This window comes from Dyella sp. AD56 (assembly GCF_002878475.1).
GTDB lineage: Bacteria > Pseudomonadota > Gammaproteobacteria > Xanthomonadales > Rhodanobacteraceae > Dyella.
In genome coordinates this window covers 1-12,791 of record NZ_NRDP01000010.1, presented here as the reverse complement: position 1 = coordinate 12,791, position 12,791 = coordinate 1, and the positions used below count along the sequence as shown (strand labels likewise).

Annotated in this window: 11 protein-coding genes; 8 read left to right on the top strand and 3 right to left on the bottom strand. The window is 64.6% G+C overall.

What is annotated here, in order from left to right:
- The 3 genes from DyAD56_RS08220 to DyAD56_RS08210 form a co-directional block, all read left to right on the top strand.
- The coding region (locus DyAD56_RS08220) for a FimV/HubP family polar landmark protein (protein ID WP_102302283.1) at positions 1 to 1,922 on the top strand (1,922 nt) is incomplete at its 5' end.
- A 104-nt stretch (positions 1,923 to 2,026) separates the two neighbouring features.
- A complete protein-coding gene (truA, locus tag DyAD56_RS08215; protein ID WP_102302284.1) occupies positions 2,027 to 2,794 on the top strand; it encodes a tRNA pseudouridine(38-40) synthase TruA in 768 nt (255 codons plus the stop codon).
- A complete protein-coding gene (locus DyAD56_RS08210; RefSeq protein WP_102302282.1) occupies positions 2,791 to 3,435 on the top strand; it encodes a phosphoribosylanthranilate isomerase in 645 nt (214 codons plus the stop codon). The genes truA and DyAD56_RS08210 overlap by 4 nt, the downstream gene beginning before the upstream one ends.
- Positions 3,436 to 4,009: 574 nt before the next feature.
- Here DyAD56_RS08210 and DyAD56_RS08205 read toward each other — a convergent pair.
- Positions 4,010 to 4,924, bottom strand: coding sequence for a LysR family transcriptional regulator (locus tag DyAD56_RS08205; RefSeq protein WP_102302281.1), 915 nt, complete (start codon positions 4,922 to 4,924; stop codon positions 4,010 to 4,012).
- A 106-nt stretch (positions 4,925 to 5,030) separates the two neighbouring features.
- Between DyAD56_RS08205 and trpB the strand changes: the two genes are divergently transcribed.
- The 3 genes from trpB to accD are packed head-to-tail and all read left to right on the top strand — an operon-like array spanning position 5,031 to position 7,963.
- Complete coding sequence (trpB, locus tag DyAD56_RS08200; protein WP_102302280.1) at positions 5,031 to 6,239, top strand: tryptophan synthase subunit beta; 1,209 nt, start codon at positions 5,031 to 5,033, stop codon at positions 6,237 to 6,239.
- Entirely contained in the window at positions 6,236 to 7,036 is an 801-nt protein-coding gene (gene trpA / locus DyAD56_RS08195) for a tryptophan synthase subunit alpha (RefSeq protein WP_102302279.1), read from the top strand. Before trpB ends, trpA begins: the two co-directional genes overlap by 4 nt.
- 54 nt (positions 7,037 to 7,090) lie before the next feature.
- Complete coding sequence (gene accD, locus DyAD56_RS08190; protein ID WP_102302278.1) at positions 7,091 to 7,963, top strand: acetyl-CoA carboxylase, carboxyltransferase subunit beta; 873 nt, start codon at positions 7,091 to 7,093, stop codon at positions 7,961 to 7,963.
- Positions 7,964 to 8,567: 604 nt separating this feature from the next.
- Here the strand turns inward: accD and DyAD56_RS08185 are convergent.
- Both DyAD56_RS08185 and DyAD56_RS08180 read right to left on the bottom strand, forming a co-directional pair.
- Positions 8,568 to 9,140 (bottom strand): phosphatase PAP2 family protein, encoded by a 573-nt coding sequence (locus DyAD56_RS08185; protein ID WP_102302277.1) that lies wholly within the window; start codon positions 9,138 to 9,140, stop codon positions 8,568 to 8,570.
- Complete coding sequence (locus tag DyAD56_RS08180; protein ID WP_102302276.1) at positions 9,109 to 10,269, bottom strand: glycosyltransferase family 1 protein; 1,161 nt, start codon at positions 10,267 to 10,269, stop codon at positions 9,109 to 9,111. Before DyAD56_RS08180 ends, DyAD56_RS08185 begins: the two co-directional genes overlap by 32 nt.
- Before the next feature lie 169 nt (positions 10,270 to 10,438).
- Here DyAD56_RS08180 and DyAD56_RS08175 point away from each other — a divergent pair, with 169 nt between their 5' ends.
- Positions 10,439 to 10,873 carry a DUF4399 domain-containing protein gene (locus tag DyAD56_RS08175; RefSeq protein ID WP_102302275.1) on the top strand — a complete coding sequence of 145 codons (435 nt, stop codon included), beginning with the start codon at positions 10,439 to 10,441 and terminating at the stop codon, positions 10,871 to 10,873.
- A 190-nt stretch (positions 10,874 to 11,063) separates the two neighbouring features.
- Positions 11,064 to 12,464, top strand: coding sequence for a glutamate--tRNA ligase (gltX, locus tag DyAD56_RS08170; RefSeq protein ID WP_102302274.1), 1,401 nt, complete (start codon positions 11,064 to 11,066; stop codon positions 12,462 to 12,464).
- The last annotated feature ends 327 nt before the right edge of the window (positions 12,465 to 12,791 follow it).

Genomic DNA, 12,791 nt, shown 5'->3' with positions numbered 1-12,791 from the left:
CGGCCACCGCCAGCAGCGAAGCGACGGCCGCGACGCCTGCGCCGGAAGCCAAGCCCGCCCGTCCCGCCCCGGCACCGCGCGCGGCTGCCAGTGGCACCTACACTGTCGAAAGCGGCCAGACGCTGTCTGCCATCGCGCATGAAACCGCGCCGGCCGGTGTGGACATGAACCAGATGCTGATCGCCCTGAAGACGTCCAATCCGGACGCCTTCTACCGCGACAACATCAACGCGCTGAAGAGCGGTGCAGTGCTCCGCGTCCCGTCCAAGGACGACGCGCAGGCCATGGCCGCCGCGGCCGCCCTGGCCGAAGTGCGTCGCCAGAACAGCGATTGGCGCTCCGGCGCCGCCCGTGTGCCAACCACCGTTGCCGATGCCGGTACGCGCGCGAACGCCTCGTCGGCGCCCGCTGCCACCGCCCCGACGGGTGATCATCTGGCCCTGGTTCCCGCCAAGGAAGGTTCGGACAACGCCGCCGGCCACGGTAGCAAGGGTGACAAGGCTGCCGCCCAGCAGGGCATGGCGGCGTTGCATCAGGATTTGCTGCGCAGCCAGGAGGCTCTGACCTCGCTGACCAAGCAGGGCGATGAGCTCAAGTCGCGTCTGAAAGACCTCGAAGACATCAACGGCAAGAACGAGCGCCTGTTGTCGCTCAAGGACTCCGAGATCGCCGACCTGCAGCACAAGCTTGCCGACGCCCGTAAGGTGGCTGGCCAGCCTGCCGTCGCGGCAACGGCCGCGATGGCGCCCGCCAAGGCCGCATCGGTCAAGGCGCCGGAAGCCGAAACGGTGGTTAAGGCCAACCAGCCGGCCGCCGCCGCAAGCGCGCCAGCGATGGCTGCGGCGGTGACGCCAGCTTCTGCTGCCAGCGCCCCGGCCCACGCCAGTTCGGCACCGGTGGCTGCTGCCAAGCCGGAAGCCGCGAAGCCGGCCGCCAAGCCTGCTGCGGCGAAGCCCGCACCGGTTGCCGAGGAAGAACCCTGGTACATGCAGACCTGGGCATGGGGCGCCGGTGCCGGCGTCATCCTGCTGGGCCTGCTGGCCGCCCTGCGTGGTCGCAGCCGCAAGGCCGCTGCTCCGGCAGCGGCAGTTGGTGCGTCCTCACTGGCCGACCGCTTCGGTACCGTGCCGCATGACGGTGTCGATGGCGTGGACCACGATCAGGACGAGCTGCTCGACCAGCTCGCCGAGCATCCGGACGACATTGGCCTGCATCTTGAGCTGGTCAGCCTCTACTACAGCCGTCGCGACGTTGACCATTTCGAGGCCGCAGCGGAAGCCATGCATGCCCACGTCACCGATCCGCAGCAGCCGGAATGGGTAGACGTGATGCACATGGGCGAAGACCTGGTGCCGGAGCATCCGTTGTTCGCCCACGCCGCGCCGCGTGCGCACGCCGAGGGCGGGCATGAGGCGTTGGACCAGTTTGACCTGGGCGCCTATGCCTCGGATCACGACGACGAGATGCCGCCCATCCCGACACCGTCGGTGCAGCACGCGCCGAAGGTCAGTGGCTATCACTTCGATTTCGACCTGACCCCGAAGCCGGCCCAGTCGTCTGCCCACACCACGGCGCCGACGGAGCACGAAGAAGAGCAACTGGAACACGACGCCCATGCGTCGACCTGGCGCTTTGCAGAGACGGAAGTCGATGAGGCGCACGAAGAAAAGCCGGTGGCTGCGCACAGTGCGGATCATGGCTTTACTCACGAGAGCGCCGACAGCGATCTGGGTCATGAGCTGAATCACGATCTCGGCGGGCACTTCACCGACGACCCGGTGGACACCAAGCTCGACCTGGCCCGAGCCTACCTCGACATGGGCGATCCGGATGGCGCGCAGGCCATGCTGGAGGAAGTTATCCACGAGGGCACGCAGATGCAGAAGGACGTGGCCAAGCGCCTGCTCGAAAGCATCCGCTGATACCCGCTTTCCAGTGACGCGATTACACGGGCCGGCTTTTGCCGGCCCGTGTGCGTTCGGGCCTGCTAACCTTTGCGCTTCTGTTGGCTGTTTTCCTGGATTTCATGCGCATCGCCCTGGGTATCGAATACGACGGCACCGAGTTCTCCGGCTGGCAACGGCTGACCCACGGGGAGACCGTGCAGGGTGCGGTGGAACGCGCGCTGTCGTTCGTCGCGGCGCATCCCGTGGAAGTTACCTGCGCGGGGCGGACGGATGCCGGCGTGCACGGACGTTGCCAGGTGGTGCATTTCGACACCGAGGTGCAGCGCGATATGCGCAGTTGGATATTGGGCGCCTGTTCCAATCTGCCGTCGACGGTTGCGGTGCTGTGGGCGCAACCGGTGGAGCCTGCCTTCCATGCGCGGTTCTCCGCGCGCAGCCGCCGTTATCGCTACCGCATCCTCAACCGCAAGGTGCGTGCGGCGCTGGACGCGCGCTACGTCACCTGGGAACGCCTGCCGCTGGACGCCGCGCGCATGCATGAAGCGGCGCAGGCATTGGTAGGTGAACACGACTTCAGTGCGTTTCGTGCCATGTCCTGCCAGGCCAAACACGCGCGACGCGAGGTGTTGGCCGTGAGCGTGCGTCGCGAGGACGAGCAGGTTATCGTCGAGATCGAGGCCAATGCCTTCCTTCACCACATGGTGCGCAACATCGTCGGTTCGCTCCTGCCGATCGGTCGCGGCGAGCAGCCGGTAACGTGGATGCATACGTTGCTGGAAGGACGAAACCGGGAGGTGGCCGGGCCAACGGCGCTCGCTTCAGGGCTGACCTTTCTCGGTCCGCGCTATGAAGCGCAATGGGGTCTGCCTGCCGAGGTAAGCCAATGACACGCATCAAGTGCTGCGGTATGACGCGTGTCGAGGATGCCTTGCTCGCCGCGCAGTTGGGTGCTGACGCTATCGGCGTGGTGCTGACAGCGCGCAGCAAGCGGCGTGTTTCGGTGCAACAGGCGCAAGCCATCGTGCGAGCCATGCCGCCGTTCGTCACCAGCGTCGTGTTGTTCATGGACGACGATGCAGGGTTCGTACGCGAAGCTATCGACGCGATCCAGCCGGATCTGGCGCAGTTCCACGGCGCTGAGCACGATGCATGGTGCGCGCAGTTCGGGCGCCGTTATCTCAAGGCTATTGCCATGGGCGAGGGTGCGTCTGCGCTGCCACGTCTGCGACAGTATCCCGGCGCATCGGGCCTGTTGCTGGATGGGCACGGCCTCGGCGAAGCCGGCGGCAGTGGCCAGGCCTTCGACTGGTCGCTGATGCCGCGTGACGTGGCGCAACCCTTGATCCTCGCTGGTGGCCTGACGCCAGACAATGTGGCGGAGGCCGTGCGCGTTGCGCGTCCCTGGGGCGTGGATGTCGCCAGTGGCATCGAGTCGGCGCCCGGTATCAAGGATTCGCGCAAGCTGGCGGATTTCATCCATGCCGTCCGCGAGGCGGATGCGTTGCTCCAGCAGAACGCGGCTCGCTGATAGCATCATCGTTCGTCGCTACCTCTGATCGCGATTTGCACGCGCGGCGCCGTGCGTGTTTTCCACAGCAGATGTGGATGCACACCGTAAAAGCCTGTGGATAGGTGTCCTATCTGCCTGATGCAAAAGACATCGCGACGCGTTGATGCGCAAATGTTCAACGTCACCGCACATGGGCGTGATTCGTGGGCACGTGCCCTGTCCGCATTAGCGCAGATCGACACAGCAAGCACTCCATGTTTTCCACAGCGAATGTGGACGCACACTGGGAAACGCTGTGGATAGGTGTCCTATCTGCCTGATGTGAAAGACATCGCGACGCGTTGATGCGCAATTGCGCAGTGAGTGCTGTCGCGTGCGGTGTGTTCCTTTCGATGAGTGACGTATTCGCGCGAGCGTTCCCCGCGAGCGAAGGATGCTGATCGGCTTGGCAATCCATCACGTTTTCCACAGCGATTGTGGATGCACGCTGGAAAACGCTGTGGATAGGTGTCCTATCTGCCTGATGCACAAGACATCGCAACGCATTGATGCGTCATTGCGCACTTCACGCGATGGTAGGCGCGTTGCGCCTTCAGGTTGCGTGTAAATCGCGGCGTAGCCGATCCTCGAATGCCGCCTTCAACCAGGCCGCGAGAGGCTCGGCCCTGACATCGGAGATGCGAGCGGGCGTCGCCAATATCCATTGCGCGCGAATGTCCTGAAACCCCCAGGGCGCCACAAGGCGACCTGAGGCCAGATCGTCGGCGACCAGCGGCTCGGGAGCGATGGCGACGCCACGGCCGGCCACGGCAGCTTCGATCATGTGGTAGAGGTGCGGATAGCCCTGTCCGGGCTTCAACCGCTTGGCCGGCAAGTGCATGCTCTCGGCCCAGCTTGGCCATGCGTCGGGCCGCGAGAGCGTGTGCAGCAGCGCCTGATCGTTGAGCGCCTGCGGGCGGCTACGCACCAGGCGATGTGCCTTGGCGAACGCGGGACTGGCGACAGGGCCAATGCGTTCGTTGGCCAGCGGGTGCACTCGCCAGCCCGGCGGCCACGGCGGCTCGCCGGCCATCACTGCGGCGTCGAGCCCGGCGAGCGATTCGTCAAACGCGGTCTCCTGCGGTCGCAGATGCAGATCCAGCTCCGGCATCTCGGCCATCAGGTGCTCCAACCGGGGAATCATCCAGCGGGCAAGCAGGCTGACCGGGCAGCCCAGCACAAAGGGCATGTGGGCGGTGCCCGTGCGCAGTTCTTCGCAGGTATCCCGCAACTGGGTGAACGCTATGGTGCTGGTGTCGCGCAGGCGCTGCCCCGCGGGGGTGAGCACCAGGCCGCGCCCCTGGCGCTGGAAGAGCGCGGTGCGCAGATCTTCCTCCAGGCCGCGAATATGCCGACTGACAGCGCCGTGGGTGACGTGCAACTCGGTGGCGGCGCGGCTCACGCTGCCGAGGCGGGCGGCGGCCTCGAAAGCGAGCAGGGCATTCAGCGAGGGCAGCGCTCGGGCCATGGTATGTGTGAGTTTTCCTGACGGATGCCGGCCATGATATCGCTTTTTGCAGCCAGCGCTTTGGGGTACGTTGAGCGCCACCTTTTGTGACTTTCACGACGCACTCATGAGCAAGATCGACTTCAGCGCCTACCCCGACGAACACGGCCGCTTTGGCAACTACGGCGGCAGCTATGTGGCCGAAACCCTGATGGCGCCGCTGGCCGAGCTGACCGAGGCCTACCTGCGCCTGCGGCAGGATCCCGAGTTCATCGCCGAACTGGATCGCGACCTGAAGTACTACGTGGGCCGTCCCAGCCCGGTGTACTACGCCGAGCGACTCAGCCAGCACGTGGGTGGCGCGCGCATCCTGCTCAAGCGCGAGGATCTGAATCACACCGGCGCTCACAAGATCAACAACACCATTGGCCAGGCGCTGGTCGCCCGCCGCATGGGCAAGCCGCGCATCATTGCGGAAACGGGCGCGGGCCAGCACGGTGTGGCCAGCGCCACCGTAGCGGCGCGCTTTGGCCTCAAGTGCGTGGTGTACATGGGCGCGGTGGACATCGAGCGCCAGAAGATCAACGTTTACCGCATGAAGCTGCTCGGCGCGGAGGTGGTGCCCGTCACTTCCGGTTCGAAGACGCTCAAGGACGCGCTGAACGAAGCCATGCGCGACTGGGTCACCAACGTGGCCGACACCTTCTACATCATCGGCACCGTGGCCGGCCCGCATCCGTATCCGCTGATGGTGCGTGACTTCAACGCCATCGTGGGCCGTGAAGCACGCGAACAGGTGCAGGAACAGTTCGGTCGCCTGCCGGATGTGATCACCGCTTGCGTGGGTGGCGGCTCCAATGCGATCGGCTTGTTCCATGCCTTCCTCAACGACGACGGCGTACGCATGGTCGGCGCTGAAGCGGCGGGCGAGGGCATTGCCACCGGGCATCATGCGGCGTCGCTGGCTGCAGGTCGCCCTGGCGTACTGCACGGCAACCGTACCTATGTGCTGTGCGACGACAACGGGCAGATCACCGAAACGCACTCCGTTTCCGCCGGGCTCGACTACCCGGGCGTGGGGCCCGAACACGCGTTCCTGAAGGACGCTGGTCGCGCCGAATACGTGGGCGTGACCGACGACGAAGCGCTGGAAGCATTTCATCTGTTGGCGCGCACCGAAGGCATCCTTGCCGCGCTGGAGTCCAGCCACGCGGTGGCGCAGGCGATCAAGCTGGCGCGCGAATACCCGAAGGATGGAGTCGTGCTGTGCAACCTGTCCGGTCGCGGCGACAAGGACGTGCATACCATTGCTGCCCGCGAAGGAGTGCAGGTATGAGCCGCATCGATCGCCGTTTTGCCAAGTTGAAGAGTGAAGGCCGCACCGGCCTCATTCCGTTCGTGACGGCCGGTGATCCGTCGCCGCAACACGCCGTGGCGCTGATGCACGCGCTGGTGGATGCGGGCGCCGACGTGATCGAACTGGGCGTGCCGTTCTCCGACCCCATGGCGGACGGCCCCGTGATCCAGCACGCGAGTGAGCGCGCCATCGCCAAGGGAGTAGGCCTCGGTGATGTGCTTGGCTGGGTTGCGCAGTTCCGACAATGCGATGCGGATACCCCGATCGTGCTGATGGGCTACCTGAATCCGGTGGAGATCCACGGCTATCAGCGTTTCGCCGCCGAGGCTGTCGAAGCCGGCGTGGACGGCGTGCTGGTGGTGGATTGCCCGCTGGAGGAATCGGCCGTGCTGGAGCCGCTGCGCCAGGCCGGCCTGCAACAGATCCTGCTGGCTGCGCCCACTACCGCACCCCAGCGTATGGTGCAGTTGTGCGGGTCGGCGAGGGGTTTCCTGTACTATGTCTCGTTCGCCGGCATCACGGGCGCGGCGCGATTGAGCACCAGCGACATCGCCACCCGCGTCGCGGATATCCGGTCGAAATCGAAAGCGCCGGTGGCCGTAGGCTTCGGTGTGCGCGATGCGCAGTCGGCGAAGGCCATTGCCGGCTTTGCGGATGCGGTGGTGATCGGCAGTGCGCTGGTAGAGCGTCTGGCCGGCGCAGAAGGCGTCGATGACGTCACCGCGCGGGCCAAGGATTTCCTGGCGCCCATCCGTGCCGCGCTGGATGCGCATTGAGAACACGCTGCGTTCATGACGCGGCGTCGCGTCATGAACGTTTGAGGTGTTGCGATGAACTGGCTCCAGAAAATCATGACTCCCCGTGCCCGCACGGAAGCCGCCGGCACCGCCGGCAAGGGCAAGGTGCCGGAAGGCGTGTGGGAGAAGTGCAACGGCTGTGGCACGGTGCTCTACCGTCCGGAGCTGGAGCGCAACCTGATGGTCTGCCCCAAGTGCGGACATCACCACGCCATCGATGCGCGTGCGCGTCTGGACGCACTGCTGGACCCGGGTTCGACGCAGGAGCTGTGGGCCGGCATGGAGCCGATCGACCCGCTCAAGTTCCGCGATTCCAAGAAGTACCGCGACCGCGTCATAGCGGCGCAGAAATCCACCGGCGAGAAGGACGCGCTGCTCGCGATGAGCGGTCGCCTCAAGGGTCATCCGCTGATGGCGGTGGCCTTCGAGTTCTCGTTTATGGCCGGCTCGATGGGCTCGGTGGTGGGCGAGAAGTTCACCCGCGCCGCCGAGCGTGCATTGGCCGATCGCAGCGCGCTGGTGTGCTTCTCAGCCTCTGGCGGCGCGCGCATGCAGGAGTCGCTGTTCTCGTTGATGCAGATGGCCAAGACCTCGGCGGCACTGGCGCGTCTGCGTGATGCCGGCGTGCCGTACATCAGCGTGCTCACGGACCCGACGACGGGTGGCGTGACGGCGAGCCTGGGCATGCTGGGCGACATCAATGTTGCCGAGCCGAAGGCGCTGATCGGTTTCGCCGGCCCGCGCGTGATTGCGCAGACTGTGCGCGAAACACTTCCCGAAGGCTTCCAGCGCTCGGAATTCCTGCTTGAGCACGGCGCCGTGGACATGATCGTCGACCGTCGCGAGATGCGTGACAAGCTGGCGGATCTGCTCGGCATCCTGATGAAGGCGCCGCGCGTCGCGTAATCGGCGGGCAACCTTCGTGTGCAGAAAACAGCGCCTTCGGGCGCTGTTTTTTTATGTGCGGGTTTTCCACAGCGAGTGTGGATGTACGTGGGAGAAGCTTGTGGATAGGTGGGCTATGTCACTGACATCAAAGAAGTCGTGACGTGTTGATGCGCAAATAGGCAGCAAGCGCTGAAGCCGTGCCGTGCGCAAGTGCGCTACCGTCGATGGGAGGGCCCATCATGTTTTCCACAGCACATGTTGACTCCATCGGCATAAGCCTGTGGAAAACCGCATCGAGCGCCTTTATCAACAACCACTTGCCACACCGTGACTACTTTTTAAGCACCGGGCGAGTGTTTTCCACAGCGATTGTGGATGTCGGTAGAGCAAAGCTGTGGAAAAGCATGGCAACTACTTGCTGCATAAGGTGTTCGCGACACCGTGGTCAAGAACTGAGCAGCATCGGGCGTTACGGGCGGGCAGCGTTTTCCACAGCGGATGTGGATGCGTGCAGGAAAAGCCTGTGGATAGGTGACCTATCTTGCTGATAGCAAAGCGATGACGACGCATTGGTGCGCAAATGCGCAGCGCCGCGTACATCGTGATGTTGCGTTGTGCCCGCTCAGGTCAGCAGCGAGTGGAGCGGTAGCAGCCACAGCGACAGCCCACCCAGCGCGCTGCCGATGGCCGTAGCGGCGATGACATCGCTCGGATAATGCAGCCCGAGGATCACGCGCGATGCACCCACCAGCGCGGTGAAGGTCAGCAGCAGCGGCGCCAACAACGGATACCAGGCGAGCGCGACAACGGTGAAGCTCACTGCCTGCAGCGTGTGGCCGGAGGGAAAGCTGAATTCATCCAGTGGCGGCACGTGTGCTATCACGCCGGGGCAGGCGCGGAAGGGGCGCGGGCGTCGCGTCCAGCGCTTGAGCAGGCGATAGAGCAGCAGGGCAGTCAGGCCGGTGATGGCCATCTGCGCGGCGGCCAGCAAACCACGACGCCCATCGACCAGGGCGAGGACTGCCATCAGCGAATACCAGAACACGCCGTCACCCAATCGGCTGATGACGCCGAAGAAGACGCCAACGGCGCGGCGTGTGCCCCAGCGATTGGCGGCGACACACATGCGACGGTCAATGGCGAAACGAGGGCTGGCGGGTAACTCAGGCGTGTGCAGCGGAGGCATGGTGCTCATGCGCGTTCTCCTTGGCCAATTCACACAGCAGGTTTTCGAACTCGTTGATGACAGCGTCGGGTGAAAGGTGGGCAATGCCCGCGTGTGCGGCGCGCCCCATGTGACGGATCAGGCTGGCGTTGGAAGCGAGCATTACGGCGGACTCGATGAAACCCTTCTCGTTGCCGACGTCGATGCGGTAGCCGTTGCGGCCCGTGTGCAGGTGCTCGCGTGCTGCGCCTTCTTCATAGGCGACCACCGGCAGGCCAGAAGCCAGCGCTTCGAGGATCACGTTGCCGAACGTTTCGCTGAGGCTGGGGAACGGGAACAGATCGGCGCTGGCATAGTGCTGGGCCAGATTCTCGCCGCGCTGCATCCCGGCAAAGATGAAATCGGGATTGGCTTCCTGTAGCGCGGCGCGTGCCGGGCCATCGCCGACCCACACATAACGTGCCTTGGGCACCTGTTGCTGGATCGCGCGGAATGCACGCACGGCAAGGGCCAGGTTTTTTTCGGCCGCAATGCGGCCCACATAAAGGACCACTGGTGTATTGCCATCAACTCCCCACGCCGCGCGCAACTCGGTATTGCGATGGCTGGGGTGGAACAGTCGCGTGTCGACGGCGCGACGCAGCAGCCGGGCGGTATCTACGCCCAGTGCGGTCAGCTCGCTTGCCAAGGCATCGGTCGGCACCAGCGTGGCTTTCGCACGGCGATGGAAGTTGCGCAGATAGTTGCGCACGACCGGCGTGAGAAAGCCCACGCCATAATGATCGGCGTAGGCGTCGAAGCGGGTGTGGAAGCCGGTAGCGGTCGGGATGCCCAGGCGCTTGGCTGCGCGTACGGCAGACCAGCCGAGTGGGCCTTCCGTCGCGACGTAGATCGCGTCGGGGCGCAGCCGAGTCCAGCGTTCGCGTAGCGTGCCGCCGGCGGGCAATCCGAAACGAAGGCCCGGGTAGCGGGGCAGCGACGCACCGCGTACTTCGAGGGTGGCGATGCCGGGCTCGTCTTTGAAGGGCTGTTGCTGGCGGGGACGGATCAGGTCGACCGTGTGCCCCTGCGATGCGAGGCCGGCGGCGAGGCTGTGCACGGTCAGTGCCACGCCGTTGATTTCGGGTGGATAGGTTTCGCTGACGATGCCGATGCGCACTTGAACATACCGTTGGCTGGCCCTGTGCAGATTCCTCTCTGGGCGTTGCCGGGGCGTGGCGTGTGTATGACGCCAGCGTGACGGCGGCAACGGGTCATGGCGCACCATGACGCGTGCCATGCGGTTTCACGGGTACACTCCGGGGACTTGTCACCGTGGAGGCATGTCGATGAAACGCTTTTTGCTTGCAGTTGCGCTCGCCGGCCTGGCTGGCGCGGTTGTTGCCGCCGATGCGCCGGGGCTTCCGGTGACCAAGGCGACGGCGGGTGCCGAGGTTTACATCATTTCGCCCAAGGATGGCGCCGTCGTCGGCCCGGAAGTCACCGTGCAGTTTGGCCTCAAGGGCATGGGCGTGGCCCCGGCCGGCGTGAAGAAGGAAGGCACGGGTCACCATCACCTGCTGGTGGACGTAAAGGACTTGCCTGCCGCCGGACAGCCGATCCCCAAGGACGAGCAGCACCTGCACTTCGGCAACGGCCAGACCGAAACCACTCTGAAACTGGCGCCGGGCAAGCACACCCTGCAGCTTGAACTGGCGGACGAGAACCACATCCCGTTCGACCCAGCCATTGTTTCCAAGCCGATCACCATCACGGTGAAGTAAGGCAGCAGGGCTTCCTGCACTTGGCACACCGCCGGGCGCCATACGTCCGGCGGGTTGGCACGGGAGCGCCTTCCGTGCCTCACGCTGACCCTGGTGCGGGCGGGTCGGGCGCACGTCGCGGCCTTCGGTCGGTTCTTTGCGCCGTATCGGCTAAAATTCCGGTCTTCTTTCGCTCCAGTCCAGGCAGACCATGACCGCCCGCACCCGTTTCGCCCCCAGTCCCACCGGTTTCCTGCATATCGGCGGCGCCCGTACGGCGTTGTATTGCTGGTTGGAGGCGCGTCGTCGCGGTGGTGAATTCGTGCTGCGCATCGAGGACACCGACCGCGAGCGCTCCACCGAAGAGGCCGTGCAGGCCATCCTCGACGGCATGAGCTGGCTGGGTCTGCGCCACGACGAAGGCCCGATCTACCAGACCGCGCGTCTGGAGCGCTACAAGCAGGTGGCCGACGAGCTGCTCAAGGCCGGCCTGGCGTACTACGCGTACGAGTCGAAGGACGAGATCGAAGCCATGCGCGAGGCCGCCTATGCCAAGGGTGAGAAGCCTCGTTACAACGGCTACTACCGCGACCGCAACGAGCCCTACCGCGACGATCCGAACCGCGTCATGCGCTTCAAGAACCCGCAGGAAGGCTCGGTAGTGTTCGAGGACAAGGTGAAGGGCCGCATCGAGTGGGCCAACGCCGAGCTCGACGACCTGGTGATCTTCCGTTCCGATGGCTGGCCGACCTATAACTTCGCCGTGGTGGTCGACGACATCGACATGGGCATCACCGAAGTGATCCGTGGCGACGACCATGTGAACAACACGCCGCGCCAGATCAACATCTACAAGGCACTCGGCAAGCCCGTGCCGGAGTTCGCGCATCTGCCGATGATCCTCGGCCCCGACGGCCAAAAGCTCAGCAAGCGTCACGGCGCGGTAAGCGTGATGCAGTACCGCGATGACGGCTTCCTGCCGCACGCGCTACTCAACTACCTCGTGCGTTTGGGCTGGTCGCATGGTGACCAGGAAATCTTCTCCGAAGAAGAGATGATCCGCCTGTTCGACGTGGCCGACGTCAACAAAGCCGCCTCGCGCTTTGACGTCACCAAACTCTCGTGGCTCAACCAGCACTACCTGAAGACCGAAGATCCCGCGTCCATCGCGCCGGAATTCGAATGGCACCTCACGCAGGCAGGCATCGACTTCAGCAAGGGCCCCAACCCAGCCGACGTCATCGTGGCGTTGCGCGATCGCGTGCAGACGCTGAAGGAAATGGCCGAGCGCGCGAAGATCTGGTACGGCCCGATCGTCGAGTGGGATGAAAAGGCCGTGACCAAGCACCTTCAGAACGACGGCGCTGTCGCCGTGCTCGAAGCGGCGAAGGGGCTGTTGGTCGACGTTGAGTGGAAGCCGGAACCAATCCATGGCGTGATCGAGCAGGTCGCGGCCAAGCTGGAATTGGGTATGGGCAAGATTGCTCAGCCGTTACGTGTGGCGATGACGGGCACGCAGGTGTCGCCGTCGATTGATCACACGATTTATCTCGCGGGGCGTGAGGTGGCGCTTAAGCGTATTGATGATGCGGTGGCGCGGGCGAAGGGTTGACGCGTTTTCGCTTGTCGTTTCGGCGTATTTCGCCGGACCATGCTTTTCTCCCTCTCCCCTTTGGGGAGAGGGTTGGGGAGAGGGGTCACTCTTGCCTTGCCGCTTCAAAAGCGCCGTCACCCCTGCGCAGGCAGGGGTCCAGTGACCTTGCTTTCGGTTGTCGCGTAGTCGCGATCTGGCTCGCCTGCGGCGGGCTTTCGACCTCCTACCGGAGGCCGAGTCACTTTTCTTTGCATGCCCAAAGAAAAGTAACCCAAAGAAAGGGCACCCCCACTTGGCGCTGGCCGGTGAAGCCGGCCAGTTCGTGAGGGGCGGCCGGGCTTTTCG